The sequence below is a fragment of the Urechidicola sp. KH5 genome, from assembly GCF_054661455.1.
In genome coordinates this window covers 501,787-525,130 of record NZ_BAAFSW010000002.1, presented here as the reverse complement: position 1 = coordinate 525,130, position 23,344 = coordinate 501,787, and the positions used below count along the sequence as shown (strand labels likewise).

Annotated in this window: 26 protein-coding genes; 15 read left to right on the top strand and 11 right to left on the bottom strand. The window is 34.4% G+C overall.

The window, feature by feature from the left end; translation table 11 throughout:
• Together ACYQ5R_RS07000 and ACYQ5R_RS06995 are read right to left on the bottom strand one after the other, a co-directional pair.
• Window positions 1–735: a glycosyltransferase gene (locus ACYQ5R_RS07000; RefSeq protein ID WP_460190206.1), complete on the bottom strand. Its 735-nt coding sequence runs from the start codon at window positions 733–735 to the stop codon at window positions 1–3.
• Complete coding sequence (locus tag ACYQ5R_RS06995; protein ID WP_460190205.1) at window positions 735–1,541, bottom strand: hypothetical protein; 807 nt, start codon at window positions 1,539–1,541, stop codon at window positions 735–737. Before ACYQ5R_RS06995 ends, ACYQ5R_RS07000 begins: the two co-directional genes overlap by 1 nt.
• Before the next feature lie 96 nt (window positions 1,542–1,637).
• Here ACYQ5R_RS06995 and ACYQ5R_RS06990 point away from each other — a divergent pair, with 96 nt between their 5' ends.
• The 5 genes from ACYQ5R_RS06990 to ACYQ5R_RS06970 all read left to right on the top strand — a co-directional run bounded on the left by ACYQ5R_RS06990 (window position 1,638) and on the right by ACYQ5R_RS06970 (window position 6,823).
• Window positions 1,638–2,267, top strand: coding sequence for a thymidine kinase (locus ACYQ5R_RS06990; RefSeq protein ID WP_460190204.1), 630 nt, complete (start codon window positions 1,638–1,640; stop codon window positions 2,265–2,267).
• Window positions 2,260–3,360: an alanine racemase gene (alr, locus tag ACYQ5R_RS06985; RefSeq protein WP_460190203.1), complete on the top strand. Its 1,101-nt coding sequence runs from the start codon at window positions 2,260–2,262 to the stop codon at window positions 3,358–3,360. Before ACYQ5R_RS06990 ends, alr begins: the two co-directional genes overlap by 8 nt.
• 91 nt (window positions 3,361–3,451) lie before the next feature.
• Entirely contained in the window at window positions 3,452–3,805 is a 354-nt protein-coding gene (locus ACYQ5R_RS06980; protein ID WP_460190202.1) for a hypothetical protein, read from the top strand.
• 40 nt (window positions 3,806–3,845) lie between these two features.
• Window positions 3,846–6,245, top strand: coding sequence for a TonB-dependent receptor (locus ACYQ5R_RS06975; protein WP_460190201.1), 2,400 nt, complete (start codon window positions 3,846–3,848; stop codon window positions 6,243–6,245).
• Window positions 6,246–6,268: 23 nt separating this feature from the next.
• Window positions 6,269–6,823, top strand: coding sequence for a type 1 periplasmic binding fold superfamily protein (locus ACYQ5R_RS06970; protein ID WP_460190200.1), 555 nt, complete (start codon window positions 6,269–6,271; stop codon window positions 6,821–6,823).
• Between the two features lie 52 nt (window positions 6,824–6,875).
• Here the strand turns inward: ACYQ5R_RS06970 and ACYQ5R_RS06965 are convergent, their stop codons facing one another.
• The 8 genes from ACYQ5R_RS06965 to ACYQ5R_RS06930 all read right to left on the bottom strand — a co-directional run bounded on the left by ACYQ5R_RS06965 (window position 6,876) and on the right by ACYQ5R_RS06930 (window position 13,994).
• On the bottom strand, window positions 6,876–8,093 hold the full coding sequence (locus ACYQ5R_RS06965; protein WP_460190199.1) for an NADH:flavin oxidoreductase/NADH oxidase family protein: 1,218 nt from the start codon (window positions 8,091–8,093) through the stop codon (window positions 6,876–6,878).
• Window positions 8,077–8,619 carry an MOSC domain-containing protein gene (locus tag ACYQ5R_RS06960; RefSeq protein WP_460190198.1) on the bottom strand — a complete coding sequence of 181 codons (543 nt, stop codon included), beginning with the start codon at window positions 8,617–8,619 and terminating at the stop codon, window positions 8,077–8,079. The genes ACYQ5R_RS06965 and ACYQ5R_RS06960 overlap by 17 nt, the downstream gene beginning before the upstream one ends.
• The gene (locus ACYQ5R_RS06955) at window positions 8,616–10,106 is read right to left on the bottom strand and encodes a GH3 auxin-responsive promoter family protein (protein WP_460190197.1); all 1,491 of its coding nucleotides are present in this window, start codon (window positions 10,104–10,106) and stop codon (window positions 8,616–8,618) included. The genes ACYQ5R_RS06960 and ACYQ5R_RS06955 overlap by 4 nt, the downstream gene beginning before the upstream one ends.
• Window positions 10,107–10,108: 2 nt before the next feature.
• Complete coding sequence (locus ACYQ5R_RS06950) at window positions 10,109–10,978, bottom strand: M23 family metallopeptidase (RefSeq protein WP_460190196.1); 870 nt, start codon at window positions 10,976–10,978, stop codon at window positions 10,109–10,111.
• A 62-nt stretch (window positions 10,979–11,040) separates the two neighbouring features.
• Window positions 11,041–11,622 (bottom strand): nicotinate (nicotinamide) nucleotide adenylyltransferase, encoded by a 582-nt coding sequence (gene nadD, locus ACYQ5R_RS06945; protein ID WP_460190195.1) that lies wholly within the window; start codon window positions 11,620–11,622, stop codon window positions 11,041–11,043.
• Between the two features lie 2 nt (window positions 11,623–11,624).
• A complete protein-coding gene (gene gmk, locus ACYQ5R_RS06940; protein WP_460190503.1) occupies window positions 11,625–12,197 on the bottom strand; it encodes a guanylate kinase in 573 nt (190 codons plus the stop codon).
• A complete protein-coding gene (locus tag ACYQ5R_RS06935; RefSeq protein ID WP_460190194.1) occupies window positions 12,197–13,054 on the bottom strand; it encodes a YicC/YloC family endoribonuclease in 858 nt (285 codons plus the stop codon). The genes gmk and ACYQ5R_RS06935 overlap by 1 nt, the downstream gene beginning before the upstream one ends.
• A 46-nt stretch (window positions 13,055–13,100) precedes the next feature.
• Window positions 13,101–13,994 carry a DMT family transporter gene (locus ACYQ5R_RS06930; protein ID WP_460190193.1) on the bottom strand — a complete coding sequence of 298 codons (894 nt, stop codon included), beginning with the start codon at window positions 13,992–13,994 and terminating at the stop codon, window positions 13,101–13,103.
• Window positions 13,995–14,078: 84 nt separating this feature from the next.
• On the opposite strand from ACYQ5R_RS06930, the gene upp reads away from it, so the two are divergent.
• Complete coding sequence (gene upp / locus ACYQ5R_RS06925; RefSeq protein ID WP_460190192.1) at window positions 14,079–14,729, top strand: uracil phosphoribosyltransferase; 651 nt, start codon at window positions 14,079–14,081, stop codon at window positions 14,727–14,729.
• On the opposite strand, the gene ACYQ5R_RS06920 is transcribed toward upp, so the two are convergent.
• Complete coding sequence (locus tag ACYQ5R_RS06920) at window positions 14,719–15,645, bottom strand: DUF6427 family protein (RefSeq protein WP_460190191.1); 927 nt, start codon at window positions 15,643–15,645, stop codon at window positions 14,719–14,721. The two genes, upp and ACYQ5R_RS06920, sit on opposite strands and share 11 nt — an antisense overlap.
• Before the next feature lie 40 nt (window positions 15,646–15,685).
• On the opposite strand from ACYQ5R_RS06920, the gene ACYQ5R_RS06915 reads away from it, so the two are divergent.
• The 9 genes from ACYQ5R_RS06915 (at window position 15,686) to pgi (ending at window position 23,150) form a co-directional block, all read left to right on the top strand.
• Entirely contained in the window at window positions 15,686–15,883 is a 198-nt protein-coding gene (locus ACYQ5R_RS06915) for a DUF6341 family protein (RefSeq protein ID WP_460190190.1), read from the top strand.
• A gap of 43 nt (window positions 15,884–15,926) precedes the next feature.
• Window positions 15,927–16,598, top strand: coding sequence for a tRNA (guanosine(46)-N7)-methyltransferase TrmB (gene trmB / locus ACYQ5R_RS06910; RefSeq protein ID WP_460190189.1), 672 nt, complete (start codon window positions 15,927–15,929; stop codon window positions 16,596–16,598).
• A 21-nt stretch (window positions 16,599–16,619) separates the two neighbouring features.
• Window positions 16,620–16,952, top strand: a complete 333-nt coding sequence (locus tag ACYQ5R_RS06905; RefSeq protein ID WP_460190188.1) for an MGMT family protein — start codon at window positions 16,620–16,622, stop codon at window positions 16,950–16,952.
• A gap of 112 nt (window positions 16,953–17,064) precedes the next feature.
• Complete coding sequence (locus ACYQ5R_RS06900; RefSeq protein WP_460190187.1) at window positions 17,065–18,192, top strand: Mrp/NBP35 family ATP-binding protein; 1,128 nt, start codon at window positions 17,065–17,067, stop codon at window positions 18,190–18,192.
• Between the two features lie 5 nt (window positions 18,193–18,197).
• Entirely contained in the window at window positions 18,198–18,440 is a 243-nt protein-coding gene (locus tag ACYQ5R_RS06895) for a NifU family protein (protein ID WP_460190186.1), read from the top strand.
• 9 nt (window positions 18,441–18,449) lie between these two features.
• Complete coding sequence (locus tag ACYQ5R_RS06890; RefSeq protein WP_460190185.1) at window positions 18,450–19,400, top strand: tryptophan 2,3-dioxygenase family protein; 951 nt, start codon at window positions 18,450–18,452, stop codon at window positions 19,398–19,400.
• Window positions 19,401–19,489: 89 nt separating this feature from the next.
• On the top strand, window positions 19,490–20,263 hold the full coding sequence (locus ACYQ5R_RS06885) for a DUF3108 domain-containing protein (RefSeq protein ID WP_460190184.1): 774 nt from the start codon (window positions 19,490–19,492) through the stop codon (window positions 20,261–20,263).
• 35 nt (window positions 20,264–20,298) lie between these two features.
• Window positions 20,299–21,558 carry a peptidoglycan DD-metalloendopeptidase family protein gene (locus tag ACYQ5R_RS06880; protein WP_460190183.1) on the top strand — a complete coding sequence of 420 codons (1,260 nt, stop codon included), beginning with the start codon at window positions 20,299–20,301 and terminating at the stop codon, window positions 21,556–21,558.
• 20 nt (window positions 21,559–21,578) lie between these two features.
• A complete protein-coding gene (gene pgi, locus ACYQ5R_RS06875; RefSeq protein WP_460190182.1) occupies window positions 21,579–23,150 on the top strand; it encodes a glucose-6-phosphate isomerase in 1,572 nt (523 codons plus the stop codon).
• The last annotated feature ends 194 nt before the right edge of the window (window positions 23,151–23,344 follow it).

Below are 23,344 nucleotides of genomic sequence, written 5' to 3'. Positions count from 1 at the left end.
TTATTTCCAATATTCTGCTACCCAAGGTGCAGCTCTCACATATCGATACCATTTTCCTCTACCACCTTTTATAGCTTTATGAGGGTTAATCTCTCCGTGAAAAATGATGATTTTAGAACCTTCTGGAATTACAGGAACTTTCCAAAATGCTAATGGAAATCTAGAGATGCAATCGTATTTATAACTGGGACACCATTCTGCTGGCCAATATTGCAATTTTCCTTTATCGTTAATTGCATGCGTTAAATATTCTTGCTCATTGCGATGCTCTTTTCTAATGGTATCAAAATTCACTACAAAATTATCAAACACATAACCGTGTTTACCAATATCAAAACGATATACAGAAGAATTACCTGTAATGCGCCAAGACCTCCAGCTATGATCTTTAATTATTCTAAACTCTCCATCAACTTCAAAAAAGCAATCAATATTATCTACAATGACGATATCCAAATCCAAAAACAGCGCCCTCCCTTCTAAACCATACAAATCCTCTTTCATTGTAGTAAGCTTCTTCCACATTCGTTCAGGAAGATTTGAATCTATGTCAACTTCTGGTATAGGGTAACAATCAACGGCATCATCTATTCCAGTAGTATCATCTGTAAAACAAACCATTTTAAAAGGTATTGTCAGGTTTCTACTGACCATAGAATACAATCTGTTTACATATTCAGGACCATATAAGGTGCCCCATTTCATGCAAAAAATATAATTGGTGGTAATGCTCATTAAAATCTGCGTTCAATTAAAGCCATAAAACGTTCTTCATACTCTTCTTTCCCTTCCCAATCGTAATCAGGTTTCACCATTTTATTAATAAACTGTTTGGCTTCTTTTTCAGTTTCAATAGAATTTAGCTGCGATAAAACACGATTAAAGTCAGATTGACTTTGATTAAATAAATGCTTTACGAAAGCAATACGATCATTTAAATCAACTTGAATATGTTTATTTTTAAATTTATCGTTTAGTGTTGGTTTTGCTTGAAGAACCTCATCGGCCTTTTGAAATAAATCGGCTGTAACATCAACAGAAACCGCATCTTTAAACTCTTCCTCTAATGATAGTTGTTTTTTGGGAGGTGTTTCTTCAACTAACTTTTCTTTTACCTCTTCAACATTCTCAATAGCTGGAACAGGTTCAACCATTTCAGCTTTCTCAAATACTTCTTCAACTTCATCTTTTGTTTCTTCCTTTTCCTCAGGAACAAATACACTTTCTATTTCTTCTTCAACTTTCGTTACAACTTCCTCTACAATATCTTCAACCACTTCATCCAAACTTTCAATTTTCTCAACAACCTCGTCTACTTGCTCAGCAGCCTCAATTTCGACAGTAACAGTATCGAGCAATTCTTCTTTTGATTTGGTGTTTTGAGGAGTTGTAGTTATAAACTCATCTACATAACTTAACAAAGCCAATCGCTCGTATAATTTTTGAGCTTTATCTCTTAATGCAAGAACATCATCTCTATTTTTCATCTGTAAGATACTGTGTGCAAGACTAATCAATTCAGATTCCAATTTTTTGTGCATAAGTAGCAGAATTTATATGGGTTATTTTTGATACATTTGTGGAGTTACGTAGTTAAATTTCTTTACTAAACCCTTTACAAGTCCGAAAATTACAAAATGTTTCTCGAAAATACGGTAAATCATACAGAACAATTTGGGTGGATTGAAGTGATATGTGGATCAATGTTCTCTGGTAAAACCGAAGAACTAATCAGACGCTTAAAACGTGCTCAATTTGCGAAACAAAAGGTAGAAATATTCAAACCTACAGTAGATGTGAGGTATGATGACGAGATGGTGGTTTCTCATGATTCAAACGAGATTCGATCTACTCCTGTGCCTGCTGCAGCAAACATTAGATTATTGGCAAACGATGTAGACGTTGTAGGTATTGATGAAGCACAATTTTTTGACGATGAAATTGTCTCGGTTTGCAACGATTTAGCCAACAAAGGAATTCGTGTAATAATTGCTGGATTAGATATGGATTTTAAAGGCAATCCGTTTGGCCCTATGCCAGCATTAATGGCAACTGCAGAATATGTAACAAAAGTACATGCTGTATGCACTAGAACAGGAAATTTGGCGCATTATAGCCATAGAACAGCAGAAAGCGATGATTTGGTTTTATTGGGTGAAACTCAAGAATACGAGCCATTAAGTAGAGCTGCATATTATAAAGCCAATCTTGAAAAAGAGGTCGCTAAAATGGATGTTATTGAAGAAGAAGTAAAAAAGAATGAATAAGCATGTCACCAAGCTTTTTATTGATTTAAACGCACTCTCACACAATCTATATTTTTTTAAAACTAAGATTTCTGAATCTACCAAGGTAATGGCTGTAATCAAAGCCTTTGGTTATGGTAGTGATGCTTTTAAAATAGCCAACCACTTGAAAGATAAAGTTCATTATTTTGCTGTTGCTTATGTTCAAGAAGGAGTTGCATTGAGGAAATCTGGAATAGATACCCCTATTTTAGTATTGCATCCACAAATAGACAATTTACAAACTCTTGTTGATTTTGCTTTAGAACCCAACTTGTATAATGCCCGAATTTTGAAAGCATTTTTTAAACTAGCTGAGCAACAAAACTTCAACCAGTTGCCTGTTCATATCAAATTTAATACGGGATTAAATAGACTTGGTTTTTGGCATTCTGATGTAGATTATATAGTTTCTTATTTTAAAAACAATTCGAATTTAAAACTAAATGGTGTTTTCTCACATTTAGCTGCATCAGAAGACATAAGCGAAAGGCAATTCTCATTGAGTCAAATTGATATGTTTAAAACTATTACAAATAAACTAGCGTCGCAATTGAGCTACCAACCAATGCTGCATATGTGTAATACTTCGGGTATATTAAATTATCCAGAAGCCCACTTTGATATGGTTCGCATTGGAATTGGCTTGCATGGATTTACAAATGACACACATTTTACATCGCAACTAAAAAATGTCAATTCTTTACACAGTATCATTTCACAGATTCATATTATAGAACCTGGTGAGAGTGTGGGTTACAATAGAGGTTTAATAGCAACTTCTGCAATGAAAACTGCTACCATTCCTATTGGCCATGCAGATGGTATTCTAAGAGCTTTAGGCAAAGGTAAGGGGTATGTAAAAATTAAGAACCAAAAGGCGGCTTTTGTAGGCAATGTGTGTATGGATATGATTATGGTTGATATCTCTAAAATTGATTGTACTGAAGGAGATACTGTCGTTATTTTTGATAGCCAAGAAATGATAGAAGATTTAGCTCAAGCAGCAGAAACTATTTCTTACGAACTTCTAACTGCTATTTCTCAGAGGGTGGAAAGAGTAATTAACTCCTAAAATTGCAATTAGAAATTGTAGTAGCTATTTAAGACTTGTTTAACATATTGCTCTATTTTTTATAAGCAAATCAAATTTTAATTCATTAGTTTTGCCACTTAATCAAATTATTGAAGTGAATATTACAGAACAGTGTAAAAAAAACATGTTGTCTTTAGTGCTTTTTATTGCGCTAATGACTCCTTCTGCTGTTCAGTTGTTGCATGTGTTTGAAGGACATGAGCATATGACGTGTAATGAAACTGAAACTCACTTTTGCAAAACTGACTTAGACTGTAGTATCTGTTCATTTGAAGCATTTTCTTATAATAATGCTGTAGCTTTCACAAATGACTATAGTTTAAATCTTCCAATCTTATCAAAAATTGATAGCTACACAACCGTTGCTATTTCTTCCTATCACCATTCAAACAAACAACTTCGCGCACCTCCTATTTATTCTTAATCAACGATCTAGCTATCACGTTAATTAAGAAACATTTACTATGCGGTTTTTATTTATAACAGTGCTACTTTTTAGTAGTATTGTTACCATATCACAAAATTGTGATTTAACACTTTCAGGAAAGATTATAGACATTCATGATGATTCTCCATTAGTTGGGGCAACACTTGTTGTGGCTGATATTAATCTTGTTATAGAAAGTGATTTTGATGGGAACTATACTATTAAAAACTTGTGTGAAGGCAAGTATTTTATACAAATATCGCACCCAGAATGTGCGACTAGAGGCTTTAATGTCACCTTATCAAAAAATCAAAATAAAGATTTTAAACTTGAACATCACTTAGATCAACTAAACGAAATTTCTGTTAATGGTAAGGCATTTAATAATACTGCAAAAACTATAAATGTTAGTACTATTTCTGAAAAGGAAATCGAACAAAACAATGGTGCCACTCTGGGAGATGCGTTAAAGAGTTTAAGTGGCGTATCAACATTAAATACTGGTAATAATATTGTAAAACCAATTATCAATGGGTTGCACAGTAGCAGAGTTGTAATTATCAATAACGGTGTACGAATGGAAGACCAAGAATGGGGCTCTGAACATGCACCTAACATTGATATTAATGCAGCCCAAAACATTACCTTGGTTAAGGGCGCTGGGGCATTGCAATACAGTGGAGATGCGATTGGAGGAGTTATTGTAGTATCTCCAAAAAGAGCACATCTTAAAGATAGTATTTACGGCAAAACCTTATTAACTGGTACTACTAACGGCAGAGGCTTTTCTGCAACTTCTCAACTTACCAGAAGTACAGAAAAAGGTTTTTATACTACCATACAAGGTACTATTAAAAGGTTCGGAGATTACGAAGCTCCGGATTATGTATTGAGTAATACCGGAATTTATGAACGTAATTTTTCTATAAATGCGGGGATTAATCGAATTGACTACGGCATAGACCTGTACTACTCTATGTTTAAAAACGACATTGGCATTTTAAGAGCATCTCATTTAGGAAACATTCGAGATTTATATAGAGCTATCGAAAGCGATGTACCTCTATACATTGAGGATTTTACTTATGAGATTAACCCTCCGAGACAAGAAGTAACACATCATTTAGCTAAACTAAATGGGTTTTATTGGCTCAATAACAAAACCAAATTAAATCTGCAATACGATTTTCAGCTCAATAACAGATTAGAATTTGATATTAGAAGAGGTGAAAGACAAAACAAACCAGCTTTAGATCTTCAGCTAGACACGCATTCATTAACTTTTGATTTAGATACTAAATTGAAGGAAAACCTAAATTTAAAAGCTGGTATCACTGGTAGGTACCAAGTTAATTTTCCAGACCCTGAAACGGGAGTAAAACGTTTAATTCCTGACTACGACCAATACGACTTTGGAATCTTTGCTATCGCAGATTATAAACTAAATGATTCTTGGCTCGTAGAAGCTGGTGCTCGATTTGATTACCGCTACATGGATGTATGGAAATTCTATAGAAAATCTTTTTGGGAAGAAAGAGTTTACGACGAGGAGTTTGCTGATATCGTAGTGGAAGAAACCAATAACAGTGTTCTTACCAAGCCGCAACTAAATTTTTCTAATGGTTCAGCTATGCTTGGTGCCAATTATACAATTTCAGAAGATTATAAATTGTATTTAAATTATTCTTTAGCCTCTAGAGCACCAAATGCGTCTGAATTATTTAGTGAAGGATTGCACCATTCTGCCGCTAGAATAGAATATGGAGATTTGAGAATAGAATCAGAAATTGGACATAAGTTTTCGGCAAGTTTAGAAAGGTCGCATGACAAGTTTAGTTTTAAAGTAACACCTTTTTATAACAATGTAGCCAATTATATTCTTTTAGAACCAACCGGTATTAACCAAACCTTAAGAGGGAGTTTTCCTGTATGGGAGTACAGACAAACAGATGCTAATCTGTATGGTGTAGATTTAGATGCGTCTTATGCTTTTTTAGATGATTTTCTTTTAACGAGTCAATTTTCATTCTTAAAGGGATATGATAATATACAAGACGAACCCTTAATTGATGTACCACCTGTAAGTACTGTTAACGAGCTTGTTTTTACCAAAGCAGCGTTAAACAATTTGCGTTTGTCATTGCAAAGCGAATATGTATTCCGTCAAAACGAATATCCAGACAATAATTTTGAAGTATTTATTCCAGAAACGCAAACCTACGAAGAGGTAGATATCAGTACACCACCAGATGCGTATCACCTTTTAAACTTTAATTCGAGTATCGATTTTAAAATGTCTCAAAAGTCAACCTTAAATGTTGGCTTCTCTATAAACAATGTGTTTAACACATCGTACAGAAACTACCTTAACAATATGCGCTTTTTTGCCGATGAGTTAGGGAGAAATTTTTTATTAAAACTGAATATTAATTATTAAATCAAAACAAAATGATTACAAACATGAAAGCAATTAAGTTTTTAACTTTAGCATTAGTAGCTTCACTTTTATTTATTTCGTGTGACGACGACGCACCAGATGAAGTAAACGAAGAAGAATTGATTACACAAGTAATTGTAACATTAGTTCCTGTTGGAGCTGGAGATACTGTTACTATGACTGCCACTGATTTAGATGGTGAAGAAGGACCAAACCCACCAGTATATGATGTATCTGGTCCTTTAGCTGCAGGTGTTTCTTATTCTGGAACTGTTGAATTCTGGAACACAACGGAAGACCCAGCAGAAGATATTACTATTGAAATCGGAGAAGAAGATGATGAGCACCAAGTATTCTACATTCCTAATGGAACATTAGATGTTACAGTAGATTACGAAGATATGGATGCTAATAACAATCCAGTTGGTCTTGATTTTACAGTTAATGCTGGAGTAGTAAGTGATGGTACTCTAAATGTAGTATTACGTCATGAGCCAAATAAGCCAAATGATGGTACACTAGCAGACGCAGGAGGTTCTACTGATATTGATGTTACTTTTGATGTAGAAGTACAGTAATTATTAATTGAATTAATTACCAAATACCCTGTTCTTTAAGAGCAGGGTATTTTTATAACCACCCTTTTCTAAATTCGTTATAAATTAATCTCAAAATAGCACTCCATGGGCTATAATTAGGTTTTAACTCCTTGCCTTGAGACAATCTATAAATCTGATAATCGTAAAATCCACCTTCAGCCATATCTTTTAAATGTTTTGATTTTACAGAAAATGCAGGATCTTCTATTTGAGTTCTGTTACCACTAATAAATGATTTCGGAAAGCTAGCATCTGCCAGATAAGGTCTACCAAAACCAATCATATCTAGTTCTTTATTTGCTATAACGTCCTCACAAAAAGATTTCGTTCTAAATCCACCCGTTACCATTAAAGGAATGTTTGACCTATTACGCAACTTATCTGCAAAATCCATAAAAAAAGCTTCACGTTTTCTGGTGGATTCTCGCAAGTTCGCTTTTTCAAAAAAGGCGATATTTTCATAAGTCCCACCCGATATTTCTAATAAATCAACTCCAAGCTTTTCCAGTTGCTCTATAACGTAAAAAGCATCGTTCTCTTCAAAACCTCCACGTTGAAAATCAGCAGAATTTAATTTCACAGAAATAGGAAAATCTACTCCTAAAGCAACACGCGCTTTTTTAATAATCGTGACTAGCACTTTACTTCTATTTTCAATACTTCCTCCGTATTCATCTTCGCGCCAATTTGTTCTTAGCGATAAAAACTGACTCAACAAATATCCGTGCGCTCCGTGAAATTGCACACCCGTAAAACCAGCTTTCTTACAAATGACTGCAGTATTTACATAACGCTCAATAACATCTTCTATTTGAGCAATAGTCATTGCCTTAGGTTTTGCGAATAGACCTAACTTTTTTAATTGCACTGCAGAAGGTGCGATTGGTTTAAACGTTGAAAAAATAGTTGCTTGTCTTCCCGCATGAGATAGCTGTGCCCAAAATTGGTTACCATGTTTAGTGGCGGAGTTCGTCCATTGTTTTAACTGATCCAAACCACTTTCATCTTCAATTACCACATTACCTCCAGACTCTTTATAGCGCCCATCAACCATTATATTTCCAGAGAGCAGCACAGCACTACCTGTGCTCGACCAATGTTCATACAAACGGCATAAAGCTTGAGTTGAATGATTGTTTTTATCTGCCAATCGCTCTGTCATAGCAGCCTTTACAATACGATTTTTCAATACTACACCACAGGGCAATTTAAATGGTGTTGCTAGTGGTGAATTACTTTTTACTGTCATAAACTTCGGCTATAGTTGGTGTACTAAATTTCTTTTCAATTAACACCAATTGATCACCAACTTGTACTCTTCCTCCTTGAAGCACTTTAAAATAAACTCCGCTTTTAGTAGAATTCCAGAATTGCTTTACAATTTTTTGAGTCCCAAATCGAATGCCCAATTTATAACATGGTTGCCTCGGTTTCGAAACCTCAACTATACACTCTCCCAATGAATAGGTGCTACCAACTGTAAGCTCAGTTTCTTCTAATACTTCTAAAGTTAGATTTTCACCAAACATACCGTACTGCCAATCTAAATCAGGATGTAATTCTTTAAAATAATTGTAATGAGATGCACTATACGCATATACCGCCTGTTCTGTTCCACCGTGGTGTTTTCTGTCTATTACCGCATCACCAACCACATCTTTTTCACCAAGTACAATAGGCTCCAAAGTTGGGAATTTATATATTCCGGTTTCAACGGTTTTATTTTTCCAAACTACAGTTTTGCGTTCTCCAATATTTGTTGCTACTACTTTCATTTTACAATGTGTGGTATTAATCCATCTGCAATTTTACGATCATTAGAGAGTCTCGGAATTTTATTCTGACCGCCCAATTTACCTTGAGATTTCATATAAGATCTGAATCCATCACGCTCAACAGAAGTAATTTTTAGTTGCTGTAAAATCTTCCCTTCAATTAAGTCCAAATAATAAGAATTCTGTTCTTGCAATGCTTTATCAATACAAGCGGTAAAACCATTCATATCTTTTGGTTCTTGTTCAAACTCCACAAACCATTCGTGGTAAGGCAATTCATTTTCAACAGTTACCATCGGCGCAACAGTAAATTCAGTTACGCTTGCCTCAAATTTAGAAGTTGCTTCTTCCATAGCACGCTCTACCTCTTTACCAATCACATGTTCTCCAAAAGCTGAAATAAAATGTTTGATGCGGCCTGTTACCAACACTCGATGTGGTTTTAGAGAAACAAATTCTACGGTGTCACCAATATTATATCCCCAAAGGCCTGCATTCGTGTTTAAAATAATTACATAGTTTACCCCTAATTGTACATCAGAAACAGATAAACGTCTTGGGTTTTCTTCAAAAAATTCATCCGCTGGAATAAACTCATAAAAGATCCCTGCATTTAAATTCAAGAGCATTCCATTTTCGTCTGTATCTTGAAAGGCAATAAAACCTTCAGAAGCAGGATACAATTCTACAGCATCTACTCTTCTGCCAATTAATTCTTCAAACTTTTTACGGTAAGGTTCATAGTTTACACCACCATAAACAAATACTTCAAAATTTGGGAAAACTTCACCCACCTTTTTACCTGTTCTTTCAACAATACGCTCAAAATACATTTGTACCCAAGATGGGATACCACCAATTAAACGCATATCTTCTACCAAAGTTTCATCAATCACCTTTTCAACCTTAGTTTCCCAATCTTGTATGGTATTTGTTTCCCAACTGGGCAGTCTATTTCTTTGAAGGTATTTTGGCACATAATGCGCTGAAATTCCAGACAATCGACCTACCCTAATACCATTCTTTTCTCCTAATTCTGGACTCCCTTGTAAAAAGATCATTTTACCATCAACAAACTTAGCTCTCTTCTTACGATTAATGTACATTAACAAGGCATTACGAGCTCCCTTTATATGCTCGGGCATAGACTCTTTGGTTAGCGGTATGTATTTGGTACCTGATGTAGTACCTGAAGTTTTTCCAAAGTACAAGGGCTTGCCTTTCCATAAGATATTTGGCTCTCCCGCAACAACTCTATCTACATAAAATCTTAACCCCTCGTAATCTCTGATAGGAACATTGGAAATAAAATCTTTATATGAAGTTATTTTAGAAAAATTATGATCCTTACCGAATTGCGTATGTTTTGCATCTTTTACTAATTTCATTAAAACCTTATGCTGCGTTTCAGATGGTTTTAACGACCACTTTTTTACTCTTCGTGCTATGCGCTTAGCATAGGGTATAGCTAAAATAGATTTTATCATTCCTATTCAAAGTCAATAAAATTAATAGGATCTACAGGGTATCCATCACTCCATAATTCAAAATGTAAATGGGGTCCTGTAGTAAGTTCGCCTGTGGAGCCGGAACTTGCAATTACCTCTCCAGATTTTACCAAATCTCCTTGCGTTTTATGCAAAGCTCCATTGTGCTTGTATATAGAAATAAAGCCTTTGGTATGTTCTAAAATTATAACATGTCCTGTGGCAGCTGTCCATTCTGCAAATATAACTGTACCATCTGCTGCTGCCTTAACTGGAGTTCCAGTTTCAACAGCTACATCTACGGCAAAGTGCTTTTCATCAATATTATATCCAGCAGTAATGGTACCTGTAATTGGAGCAAAAAACACCACCCTCACATCTTTTTGAGCCTCATCAAAAAAGCTAAACTGATCTGACCTATCAACTTCCAGTCTAAAAAGCGAATCTGCTTTTGAGGCCGCTAAAGCTTCATTGTCAAAATCACTACGTACGGTTTCAAGCACAGAATCTATATCAAACTCAAAAGTGCCAACATCCCCAGTTAAGGCTTCTTGAACATTATTAATATACTGCTCATTCACTTTCATAACTCTTTCTAGTGAGTCAATTTTTAAAATTAAATCTGTTGTTTTCTTTTTTAAACCAACCGCAGTATAACCTGGAATATACTCTTTCAAAGGTGTAGTAGAAATTAATACTGTGGTAGCAACTATTAATAAGATTGAAATCAAACCTCCAAGCACATACACATTTAGCCTACTCAATTTAAACGATATTTTCTCTTCGAAGGTATCTTCGTTTAAAACAACCATCCTATACTTATAGGTTAGCTTCTTTTTAAGGGGTCTCTTCTTATCTTTTTTTTGGGCCATAATTCTAAGCAAATATACAACGTATTTTCGGGCGAAATAGTACGCCTAATTGCATAGTAGCGTTAATTTTTGTAAAAATTCATCTCGTCTATATATTGCCAAACATCTGGCGGTAAAAGCGGACGCACATCTAATTGCTTTTCAATACTTTTTCGAATATAGGTAGCTGCAATCTCTACTATAGGAGCATTGATTTTATGCACGTGATTATGTTGTAAAAGTTCCGGCAATGCTTTTCCATCAGCTATTCTCGGATATACATAAATCTGATGATTCTCAAGAATCACCTCATAATTTTTCCATTTATGGAAGCTATTTAAGTTATCTTCTCCCATAATTAAACCAAATTGATTGTTCGGGTATTTTTCTTCAATATGCGCTAAGGTATGAGAGGTATATGAAGGTTGCGACAATTTGAATTCTATATTAGAAGCTTTCAAATAGCCATAAGGTTCTACAGCCAATTCTACCAATCTTAACCTATGGTGATCTGCCAATAAAGAACTCTTTTTCTTATGAGGATTATGCGGGCTAACCACAAACCATATTTCATCTAAATCAGAATGAATCACCATGTAATTGGCTATAATTAGATGCCCAATATGCACTGGGTTAAAACTTCCGAAGTACAACCCTATTTTCATGATTAAGACGCTATAAAATCTTTAACTAGTTTTTGAGCCTCTGCCTTTGCTTCGTCTAAATCTTCGTTTAATACAATTTCATCAAACAGAGGGGCCGTTGCCAATTCTGCACTTGCTTTAGCAACTCTCATATTAATTTTATCCTCAGATTCTGTTTGACGCTTCTTTAATCGAATTTTTAACTCATCAATACTTGGAGGCTTCACAAATATAGCCAAAGTCTCTTTTGGAAATTTACGTTTAATACGCAATCCACCGGAAACATCAATATCAAAAATTACATGTTTCCCTTGAGACCAAATACGTTCTACCTCTGTTTTTAGCGTACCGTAAAAATTATCGCGATACACCTCTTCCCACTCCAAAAAGTCTTCAGACTTGATATGACTTTTAAACTCATCTGCATTCATAAAATAATAATCCTTACCATGCACTTCTTGACCTCTTTTTTCTCTAGATGTAGCAGAAATAGAAAACTCTAGATTCAAGTCTTTTTGACCTAATAAATGTCTTACAATAGTTGTCTTACCCGAGCCAGATGGCGCTGAAAATACGATTAACTTACCATTCATAATTAAAGTACATTTAAGTTTTGCTCTTTAATTTTTTCAAGCTCATCTTTCATTTGAACTACCAACTTTTGCATAGGTGCATAATTTGCTTTAGAACCAATGGTGTTGATTTCCCTACCTATTTCTTGAGAAATAAAACCTAATTTTTTACCATTAGATTTTGCTGTACCTAACTCTTGTAAGAAATAAGACAAGTGGTTTTTTAAGCGTACTTTCTCTTCTGTAATATCTAATTTTTCAAGGTAATAAATCAATTCTTGCTCAAATCTATTCTCGTCTACTTTGGTACCAAGTTCTTCTATAGCACGTACTAATTTTGCTTTAATATTTTCAATTCTGTCCCTGTCTAATCCCATTACAGCTTCAAGATTTTCACTTATTAACTCAATGCGTTTTACAAAGTCTTCTTCAAGCGCTTTACCTTCATCAATCCGATAATTTCTAATTTTTTCTAATGAGGTTGAAATCGCAGCGTCTATCTTACTCCATTCTTCTTGATTCAATTCCTCTCGCTTATTTTGTAATGTATCTGGTAATTTAATCGCCATTTGTAACAACTCCAATTCTGATGCATTTGTCACATCTTTTAATTGGCTCATATAAGCTCTAAGCGCCTCTTTATTTATTTCTGATGAAATATTTTGACCAATAGTTTCAACATACATAGCAAACTCTACTTTACCCCTTTCTAAAGTTTTAGCAATCTTTTTACGCACACTCATTTCCATCTCTTTGTAATAGGAAGGAACACGTACGTTCAAATCAAGATTTTTGCTATTCAGCGATTTAATTTCTATGGTTACTTTTTTGGTTGGCAACTGTAGTTCTTCTTTACCATACCCAGTCATTGATTGTATCATCAGCAAATAATAAAATTATGCAAAGATACTCTTTTTAATGAACAGATTACGCGGATTTCTTAACAGGTTTACTCACCAAGAATACGCCTAAAAAAATAAAACCAGCAGCAACAATCTTAACAGTACTCAATTCATCACTTTTTAAAACAAGCGCATATACTGTTGCTATTACAGGTTGTAGATATACAAAAGAACTTACGGTAGTTGGTTTTAGTTTTATAAGAGCGAATAAATTGAGTATGTATGTCAGAAATGTAGTGCCAATTACCACAAATAATATTTTGTATAAAATAGATTCTGGAATTGTGCCCCATTCTATTGCCAAAAACTCATTTGCACCAAATGGCAATACCACTATGAATCCTACAAAATAAATTTGCACTACAAAACTCAACGGATGGTATTTAGCCAATAGTTTTTTAACAACTATCAAATAGAACGCATAAAGCGTGGCATTACAAAATATTAAAAGATTACCCAATAATATATCTGGTGCGTTCTGACCAGTTGATTTACCATACGTGATTAAAACAATGGCCCCAATTAACCCAATAATCACTCCTGCAACTCGATGTTTAATCAGTCTCTCTTTTAAAAATAATACAGACAATCCAAAAACAATTATAGGTACCATTACCATAATTACAGAGGCATTAATTGGTGTTGTATAATCTAACCCCTTAAAAAAGGAGAGCATATTAAGTGATGCTCCAAAAACGGCAGCCAAAACAATGAATTTGTAATCTGTTCGTGCTACTTTTTCCCATTTATGAAACAAACTAGCGATAACAAAGAAAGGTAGAGCTCCTAAAATACGAATAATGATAAACCCATAAGGCTTCACATAGCTTGGCATAACGTCTTTTGCAATCGTATAATTTATGCCGTAAATAAACGTTGCAATAAATGCAGCTAATAATGCAAAAAGCCTAGAGTTCATAAAACAAATTTTAAATACAAAGATGATACTTATTTGCCATATCATTACGATTTAAAAAATTATATTTGTTTCAAATCAATGACTATGAAAGTTCATCACTTAGGAGCTGACAATTCTGTACTTCAAAATTTTATTTCTGAAATTAGATCGGTAAACATTCAAAAAGATCAAATGCGATTTCGCAGAAACATCGAGCGTATTGGTGAGATCTTAAGTTATGAACTAAGTAAAGTTTTACCAACAGTTCCCTCAGAAATCACAACGCCTCTTGGAGTTAAATCTATGAATGTACTTCAGCAAAATATTGTGATATGTTCCATTCTGAGAGCTGGCTTACCACTTCATAATGGAATTCTCAGTTATTTTGATCAGGCTGAGAATGCATTTATATCTGCTTACAGACATCATTTAGATACTGAAAATTTTGAAATAAAAGTAGAGTATCTGGCTGCTCCTATATTTACAAATAAAACCTTAATACTAGCAGACCCAATGCTAGCCACTGGAAGAAGTTTGGTAAGTACATACGATGCTCTATTGCAAAATGGAACTCCAGAAAAACTACATGTATTGGCCGTTATTGGGGCGACAGAAGGCATAGAACACATAGAAAAATCCCTCCCTGAAAATACTGAACTTTGGATTGCAGCAATAGACCCCTCCCTAAATTCGAAAGGTTACATAGTACCTGGTCTTGGTGACGCTGGCGATTTAGCTTATGGCTCTAAGCTGTAAGATAAACATGCATCGCCAATGCTAGCATTCCAAATATCATCACCTCCTTCAAAACTTTACCAGGAATTTGCTGTAAAAGATTCGCTAAAATAAATGTGGCCGGTAAAAAAATTACCACAACTTCAGTTCCTTCTTTGTTTGCACTCAATAATAGTACAACCCACGCCAAGACAAAATGAACCAATAGCAAAAGCCATGATTGCCCAAATTCATTAGACTGACTATTTATTCTAAATGATACCACAACAATTCCAATAATCAATAGCGCAGAAATTGTTATAGCGGCGATCATATAAGCAGGTTGCACAAAAGCTATTAAACTAAAACCAATTTCAAAATAAAAAAATTGATACATCAGCGTTGCATTGTCTATCCAATAATAATAGGTGAATAACAAAAAGAATGGTGTAACAAATCCAACTATTGGTATAATAAAGTGTCTTATAGATTGCTTTTTATAAACAATTGTTGCAACAGGAATAAGCAGAAAAAACAAGATACTCCAATTAAAGAATACAGTTGCAATCCCTATCCAAAATCCCGCATCAAATAATTTCTGTTTAATACTTTTAAAAGTCCTTAAACTATAAATACGGCGAAAGGCTAACAATAAAAGAAAATGGGCGACAAACACATTAGAGTACTGCATGGTTGCAGGATATGTTGCAAATAGCAAAGCCAAAACTAACAAAACATAAGAGTTCTGATCAGTTAAGTTATTTTTTCTATTGATAAACCGAACAACAAAAAACAGGCATAAAAAGGCGATTGATAGTCCCAACTTTTCAAAGAAAAAATTCCAACTAAAAACTGGTCGTTCTACAACCAATATTGCCAATACAAAAAAAAACAAAAACAACCCACCTACTAATACGGCATGAATTGGTTTTGTTTTACTAAAAAAATTGGCAATCATTCTTACTTTTTATACATTTGCAAAGTAAATATATTTCAAAATGATTGCAAACAATATTTTTAGAGCTATAGGCGATTTTTTCACAAATGTTGCATTTAAACCACTTGATGCCATTCGTTTTTCCGACAATTGGTGGTTACAAAATTCTATAAGCTGGATTTTTGTTATTATTACTGCTGTAGCATTCGTTTATTGGATGGGTCAATTGAAGATATTCAAAAATGAAGGTGCTGAGTAAAACTCGGTTCGAGCATCAAATTTCAATTTAATTTTAGTGGGTTGTGGGAAGTAAGAATAAGCTGAAACGGTTTCGAGAAAACGAAACTTTCGACAATGTAATTCAACCGACAAGAGAAGAAGTATTAAACGGCTTTACCTTAAAAGGTAAATGGCACAAACACTTTGGCAACAATAACCCAATTATTCTTGAATTAGGCTGTGGTAAAGGTGAGTACACTTTAGACTTGGCTGAGAAAAATCCGGACAAAAACTTTATAGGTGTAGATATAAAAGGAGCACGTTTTTGGCGCGGAGCTAAAACAGCTTTAGAAGACAACATGTATAATGTTGCTTTTTTAAGAACACAAATTGAGCTTATAGATTTGTGTTTTGACAAACATGAGGTTGATGAAATTTGGATTACTTTTCCAGATCCACAGATTAAATATACAAGAACAAAACACAGACTTACCAATCAAGACTTTCTTAAAAAATACCATCAAGTATTAAAACCAGATGGTATTGTTAATTTAAAAACAGATAGCGAGTTTATGCATGGTTACACTTTAGGCCTATTGCATGGAGAAGGTCATGAAGTTTTATATGCACATCACAACGTCTATAATAATGCGCATTCACCTAAAGAAGTTATCAATACGCAAACTTTTTATGAGAGTCAATATTTAGAAACGGGTAAAGCAATAACTTATATTAAGTTCAGATTGAATTACTAATTGATTTTGTAATTTTATCTAATGAAACCTTCTAACCAAAATTTCTTTCAAAAAGTATACGATATCGCCAGAATAATACCCTATGGTAAGGTGACTAGTTACGGAGCTATTGCCAAATATCTAGGAGCCGCAAGATCAGCACGTATGGTTGGCTGGGCGATGAATGCATCTCATAATGACGATACAGTACCAGCACATCGCGTTGTAAATAGAGAGGGAGTTCTTACAGGCAAACACCATTTTGATGGAACCAACTTAATGCAGCAGCTTTTAGAAAGCGAGGGCATCGTTGTAAAAGATTTACAGATTCAAAATTTTAATGAAGTTTTCTGGGACCCCTCAAAAGAATTATAGTATCTAATCACATTTAAGTATCATTATTAATAATATTGTTTCAAGCATTAATTATTTGATGAATAGCTGTATTTTTGCAATCTAGAATCATTTTAATTTAGGACACGTAAGTATGACAAAACAAGATGTTTTAGGAGCACTAGAATTAATTACAGCACCAGGAGAAGGAAAGAATTTGATTGAAGGAAATGCTGTGAAAAATATTGTGATTTTCGACAAAGAGGTCGTTGTTGATATAGAAATTAGCAACCCATCTTTACAAGCTAGAAAAAGAGTTGAAGTTGATATCATGAAAATCATTCATGAAAAAGTTCACCCAAAAGCAGATGTAAAAGTCAATGTAAAAGCAGTTGCTCAAGAAAAACCTACAAATCAGTTAAGAGGAAAAGAAATTCCAGGGATTAAAAACATTATTGCTGTTGCCTCTGGTAAAGGCGGTGTTGGTAAATCTACCATAACAGCGAATATGGCAGTGTCTTTATCTAAAATGGGCTTTAGCGTTGGTATTTTAGATGCCGATGTTTATGGACCCTCAACACATTTAATGTTTGATGTTGCAACGGCAAGACCGAAGGCAATTACTGTTGATGGACGCTCTAAAATGTTACCCGTAGAAAATTATGGCGTTAAGATTTTATCTTTAGGTTTTTTCACGCAGCCAAATCAAGCTGTTATTTGGCGCGGACCAATGGCTTCAAAAGCGTTAAATCAAATGATCTTTGATGCCGCTTGGGGTGAATTAGATTTCTTAATTGTTGATTTACCTCCTGGTACTGGAGATATTCATTTATCAATCGTACAATCATTACCTATAACCGGAGCTATAATTGTAAGTACACCACAAAATATTGCTTTGGCTGATGCTAAAAAAGGAGTTGCCATGTTCCAACAAGAAAGTATTAATGTTCCTGTATTGGGTATTGTTGAAAACATGAGCTACTTTACTCCTGCTGAACTTCCTGAAAATAAATATTATATCTTTGGGCAAGATGGCGCAAAGAATTTGGCAACAGATTTAAATACCGCCTTTTTAGGAGAAGTACCATTGGTACAAAGTATTAGAGAGGCTGGGGATTTTGGCAGTCCTGCGGCGCTGCAAGAAGGAACCATATTAGAAAGTACTTTTAATGAAATTACTAAAAATATGGCTGCCGAATTAATTAAAAGAAATGAACATTTACCGCCAACCGAAGTTGTAAGAATTACAACAATGAGTGGTTGCAGTGCCGTTAAAAAATAACGATTATGAATGCACAAGAATTAAAAGAAAAAGTTGAGTTAGCCCTTGACGAAATCAGACCATTTTTGGTTTCAGACGGAGGAAATATTTCTTTAATAGACATTGTAAATAATAAAGTTACAGTGCAATTAGAAGGTGCTTGTGTTGGGTGTTCTGTAAATCAAATGACACTCAAAAACGGAGTAGAAGCTACCATAAAAAGATATGCTCCTCAAATAGAGGAAGTTGTTGAGCTAAGCCAAAACTAAAAATTGGCAATGAAAGAAAAAGATTTGCTCAATGCCATATCCGAGAAGTATGACGATTTAGGCATTCCGACAGCATCCATGTTAGAGGGTTTACTTCATAGTAAACCCATAACTTATTGGGACTATATTCAAACCGGCCCACTGCTATCTTTGCAAGCGCAAAGAACCACCTTACCAGACGAAAAGGTTTTTATAATGTACCACCAAATCAATGAATTGTTGTTTAAAATGATTTTGTGGGAAATGACTCAGGTGTCTCGCAAAAAAGATTTAACTACCGTCTTCTTTACATCAAGATTAGGGCGTATAAGCAGATATTTCGATATGCTTACAACTTCTTTCGATATTATGGGTGAAGGTATGGAACCAGAGCAATACTTAAAATTCAGACACACCTTAACTCCTGCAAGCGGATTTCAAAGCGCTCAGTATAGAATGATTGAATTTGCCTCTACAGAGTTAATCAACTTAATAGATTACAGATTTAGAGACGGTATTGATCGAAATACACCTTATGAAAATGCGTTTGAGCACTTGTATTGGCAAGCTGCAGGTAAAGATCATAAAACTGGTGAAAAAACAGTGCTATTAAAATTATTTGAGAAAAAATACAAGTCGCGATTTCTCAGGTTTATGAAAGAGTACAACAATACCAATCTTTGGTCTCGTTTTAAAGAATTACCAAAAGAAGAGCGCAATAATTTAGAATTGGTGAACGCCATGCGTCATTACGATCATACTGTAAATGTTAAGTGGGTAATGGCTCACTACGAAACTGCGGGCAAATATTTAAGTTCAGGAGAAAAAGAATTAGAAGCCACTGGAGGTAGCCATTGGCGTAAATATATGCACCCTAAATACCAACGCCGAATTTTCTTTCCAGATCTGTGGAAACAAGAAGAATTAGACAATTGGGGAAGCACGAATTTAGAGACGTGCAAAATCCTAACAAGTTTATAATTTTCACATAAGCTTAACGTTAAAACGAGGTACAATAATTATTTTTGGCACAATAGCTGTAGTGTCTATTCAAAATAAAAATATCCAACATGCGCGTAGTAATATTTGCCTGTATTTTCTTAATTAGTCTTATTGGTTCTGCGCAGCCAAATAAATCAGCATACAAAAATGATGAATATTTAAAATATCGCATGCATTATGGAATTATAAATGCAGGATATGCCAGTGTGCAAATCAATGAAATAAACGATGAAGGGAAACCAGCATTTCATGTTATTGGTAAAGGTTGGACTGTCGGCATGATTAAGTTTTTCTTTGAAGTTAAAGATAACTATCAAACAAAGTTTTATCAAGATTCTCAGCTACCTTATCATTTTAGACGTAGAGTTAACGAAGGTGGTTACATCATTTCTAGAGATGTCTATTTTGACCAACTAAATGGGGAAGCCTTTGTTGAAGATCATAAAAAGAATAAAACCAAAATGCTTGAAATTGGTGAAGTTCAAGATATGATTTCCTCATTCTACTATCTCAGAAATCACGACCTATCTTCTATGGAAAAAGGCGATGAGATTCAATTAGATATGTTTTTTGATTATGAAACATTCGATTTTAGATTGAAATATTTGGGGGTTGACGAAATCAATACAAAATTTGGAAAAATTAAATGCTTAAAATTTAGACCGCTAGTCCAATCTGGACGCGTTTTTAAAGAAGATGAAAGTCTTACCGTGTGGATTACCGCAGATAAAAATAAAATACCAATTCGAATCAAAGCAGAATTAGCTGTTGGATCGTTAAAAGCAGACCTAGATGAATTTAAAGGTTTGGCACATCCTTTTAAAATAATTGTAGATAATTAATTACCTTTGCTCACTTAAGAAACCCGTAAAAATTAATGCAGTTTAAAAACTTTTTTGCACTTTTTATTAGTTTGATGTTGTTGTGGTCTTGTGGAGAGGATACTGATAAGCCAACTGTAAAAGATACACTTAAAAAACCAGAACCTATAATTGAGTTTGGTTTTAATCTCGATAATTTTAAAGTTGTAAAAGATACTATTCAAAGAGGAGAAAGTTTTGGTGAAATTTTAGATAGAAATCATATACTACCTGCTCATGTATATCGAATTGCTGCAACTATTAAAGACACTTTAGATGTCAGAAGAATTAGAGCTGGTAAACCATACACCATTTTAGCAAAAAAAGATTCTACTGAGCAAGCGCAATATTTTATTTATCAGCACAATAAAATTGAATACACTGTGGTTCATTTACAGGACTCTGTATTTGCAAATAGAAAAAAGAAACCCGTAAAATTAGTTGAAAAAACTGCTGCAGGAGTAATTACAAGTTCACTTTCAGAAGCTTTAGACAGTCAAGGTTTGAGCCCTGTTATTTCAAACGACCTATCCACTATTTACGCTTGGACTATAGATTTCTTTAGACTGCAAAAGAATGATCGCTTTAAAATTGTCTATAACGAACGATACATTGATGACACCATTTCTGCAGGAATAGAGCAAATAAAGGCAGCCTATTTTGAGCATGGTGGCAAACCATTTTATGCATTTAAATTTATAGCCGATTCCACCAAAATGATTGAAGATTATTACGATGAAAACACCAATGTTTTACGGCGTCAATTCTTAAAAGCTCCAATTCAATTTAACTATAGAATTTCTTCAAGGTATAACCTCAAAAGAAGAATAGCCTATTACGGCAACAAGGTTAGACCACATAAAGGCACCGACTTTGCAGCCCCTGTAGGAACGCCAATTATTGCAACTGCAAGCGGTACTGTTACAGAATCTACACAGCGCGGAGGTAATGGAAAGTATGTGAAAATTAGGCATAATGGCACCTACAGCACCCAATATCTCCATATGAGTAGACGTGCAGTTAAAGTGGGGCAAGTAGTACAACAAGGTGATATCATTGGGTATGTTGGTATGACAGGAAATACTGGTGGACCACATGTTTGCTATCGATTTTGGAAACACGGCAGACAAGTAGATCCTCTAAAAGAAAAACTTCCAGCCGCAAAGCCTATGAAAGAGGAAATCAAACCTGTCTACCTCAATTCAATCGAAGACATTAAAATAAAACTCGACGCAATAGAATTTCCTGAAGATTATTCAGAAATTGCGGCGCGATAAATAATCAAAAACAACACAACATGGCACTTAAGAGTATTAATCCAACTGAAACAGCAGCTTGGCAAACATTAGCGCAACATTATAAAGCAACCAATAAAACACATTTAAGAGATTTATTTAATCAGCAAGAAGATCGAGCTGAAAAATTCACCAAATCTTTTAACGACTTTAAGGTAGATTTATCTAAAAACAGAATTACCGACGAAACGATTTCATTATTAGTAGATTTAGCGAATCAGGTAGATTTAAAAGATGCCATGAACCAATATTTTGGTGGTGGTATTATTAATGAAACTGAAGGGCGTGCTGTGTTACATACCGCTTTAAGAACACAGTCTGACGATGCAATAAATGTGGATGGTGAAAATATAGTTCCAGAAGTTCAATTAACCTTAAAAAAGATTGAGGTATTTACAGAAAAAGTAGTTTCTGGAAACTGGAAAGGTCATACAGGAAAAAGCATTACAGATGTTGTTAATATTGGTATTGGAGGATCTGATTTAGGTCCGGACATGGTAGTTGATGCCTTAAAATACTATAAGAATCATTTAAATGTTCACTTTGTTTCAAATATTGATGGAGACCATGTTCAAGAAGTGATTAAAACATTAAATCCAGAAACATCTTTATTTGTAATCGTTTCTAAAACTTTTACCACTCAAGAAACTATTACAAACGCCACAACTATTAGAAAGTGGTTCTTAGAATCTTCAGAAGAAAGCGCTGTTGCAAAACACTTTGTTGCCGTTTCTACCAATCTTGAAGCGGTTTCAAATTTTGGTATTGCAAGTGAAAACATCTTTCCAATGTGGAATTGGGTTGGTGGTCGCTTCTCTTTATGGAGCACAGTTGGACTATCAATCAGTTTAGCAGTTGGATTTGAAAATTTCCACAAACTTTTAAAGGGAGCTTTTGAAATGGATGAGCACTTTAAAAATACTGAATTCGAAAACAATATTCCCGTGCTATTAGGTATGATTGGTATTTGGTATAACAATTTCTACGGTTCAGAATCCGAGGTAATATTGCCATACACCCAATACTTAAATAAATTGTCTGCATACTTACAACAAGCAATCATGGAAAGTAATGGGAAGTCTGTAGACAGAAATGGAGATAGGGTAGACTATCAAACAGGAAGCATTATTTGGGGAAGCGCTGGTACCAATTCACAGCACGCTTATATGCAATTAGTGCATCAAGGCACTAAACTAATACCTGCTGATTTTATTGGTTTCGAAGAATCGCTGTATGGCAATCAAGAACATCATGATAAGTTAATGGCAAATTACTTTGCTCAAGCGCAGGCTTTAGCAGAGGGCAAAACTAAAGAAGAAGCACACCTAGATTTAAAAACAACTGGTAAATTCAATGAAATTGAAAAATTATTACCATTTAAGGTATTTGAAGGTAACAAACCAAGTAATACCATCTTAATTAAAAAACTCACTCCTGAAAATTTAGGTAGCTTAATTGCCATGTACGAACATAAAATTTTTGTTCAAGGTATTGTTTGGAATATCTACAGTTACGATCAATTTGGAGTTGAATTAGGTAAGGAATTGGCGCACAAAATCTATGCGGCCAAATAATTTAATGTTAAATTAACATAAAAAATTTGATGTCAATAGGCCTGTTTAAAACCTGTTAACATCTAATTTGCTATATATCAACCCTTTCTACTATAATTCGTATTTTTGATAAAATGCTAAAGTTATCTTAATTTTTTAATATTTACTTTAGTAGCGACTTGTAAATAAGTCGCATATTTGCCAAAAATTAAACT

Bases quoted from the DNA above. Each gene is read 5' to 3' on its own strand.
- ACYQ5R_RS06970 (WP_460190200.1), top strand. From the start codon at position 6,269: ATGAAAGCAATTAAGTTTTTAACTTTAGCATTAGTAGCTTCACTTTTA.
- ACYQ5R_RS06960 (WP_460190198.1), bottom strand. From the start codon at position 8,619: ATGAAAGTAGTAGCAACAAATATTGGAGAACGCAAAACTGTAGTTTGG.
- ACYQ5R_RS06905 (WP_460190188.1), top strand. From the start codon at position 16,620: ATGAAACCTTCTAACCAAAATTTCTTTCAAAAAGTATACGATATCGCC.
- ACYQ5R_RS06965 (WP_460190199.1), bottom strand. From the start codon at position 8,093: ATGACAGTAAAAAGTAATTCACCACTAGCAACACCATTTAAATTGCCC.
- ACYQ5R_RS06900 (WP_460190187.1), top strand. From the start codon at position 17,065: ATGACAAAACAAGATGTTTTAGGAGCACTAGAATTAATTACAGCACCA.
- ACYQ5R_RS06895 (WP_460190186.1), top strand. From the start codon at position 18,198: ATGAATGCACAAGAATTAAAAGAAAAAGTTGAGTTAGCCCTTGACGAA.
- ACYQ5R_RS06880 (WP_460190183.1), top strand. From the start codon at position 20,299: ATGCAGTTTAAAAACTTTTTTGCACTTTTTATTAGTTTGATGTTGTTG.
- upp (WP_460190192.1), top strand. From the start codon at position 14,079: ATGAAAGTTCATCACTTAGGAGCTGACAATTCTGTACTTCAAAATTTT.
- ACYQ5R_RS06955 (WP_460190197.1), bottom strand. From the start codon at position 10,106: ATGATAAAATCTATTTTAGCTATACCCTATGCTAAGCGCATAGCACGA.
- ACYQ5R_RS06930 (WP_460190193.1), bottom strand. From the start codon at position 13,994: ATGAACTCTAGGCTTTTTGCATTATTAGCTGCATTTATTGCAACGTTT.
- ACYQ5R_RS06950 (WP_460190196.1), bottom strand. From the start codon at position 10,978: ATGGCCCAAAAAAAAGATAAGAAGAGACCCCTTAAAAAGAAGCTAACC.
- pgi (WP_460190182.1), top strand. From the start codon at position 21,579: ATGGCACTTAAGAGTATTAATCCAACTGAAACAGCAGCTTGGCAAACA.
- alr (WP_460190203.1), top strand. From the start codon at position 2,260: ATGAATAAGCATGTCACCAAGCTTTTTATTGATTTAAACGCACTCTCA.
- ACYQ5R_RS06990 (WP_460190204.1), top strand. From the start codon at position 1,638: ATGTTTCTCGAAAATACGGTAAATCATACAGAACAATTTGGGTGGATT.
- nadD (WP_460190195.1), bottom strand. From the start codon at position 11,622: ATGAAAATAGGGTTGTACTTCGGAAGTTTTAACCCAGTGCATATTGGG.
- ACYQ5R_RS06920 (WP_460190191.1), bottom strand. From the start codon at position 15,645: ATGATTGCCAATTTTTTTAGTAAAACAAAACCAATTCATGCCGTATTA.
- ACYQ5R_RS06890 (WP_460190185.1), top strand. From the start codon at position 18,450: ATGAAAGAAAAAGATTTGCTCAATGCCATATCCGAGAAGTATGACGAT.
- ACYQ5R_RS06885 (WP_460190184.1), top strand. From the start codon at position 19,490: ATGCGCGTAGTAATATTTGCCTGTATTTTCTTAATTAGTCTTATTGGT.
- ACYQ5R_RS06975 (WP_460190201.1), top strand. From the start codon at position 3,846: ATGCGGTTTTTATTTATAACAGTGCTACTTTTTAGTAGTATTGTTACC.
- ACYQ5R_RS07000 (WP_460190206.1), bottom strand. From the start codon at position 735: ATGAGCATTACCACCAATTATATTTTTTGCATGAAATGGGGCACCTTA.
- ACYQ5R_RS06995 (WP_460190205.1), bottom strand. From the start codon at position 1,541: ATGCACAAAAAATTGGAATCTGAATTGATTAGTCTTGCACACAGTATC.
- ACYQ5R_RS06935 (WP_460190194.1), bottom strand. From the start codon at position 13,054: ATGATACAATCAATGACTGGGTATGGTAAAGAAGAACTACAGTTGCCA.
- ACYQ5R_RS06915 (WP_460190190.1), top strand. From the start codon at position 15,686: ATGATTGCAAACAATATTTTTAGAGCTATAGGCGATTTTTTCACAAAT.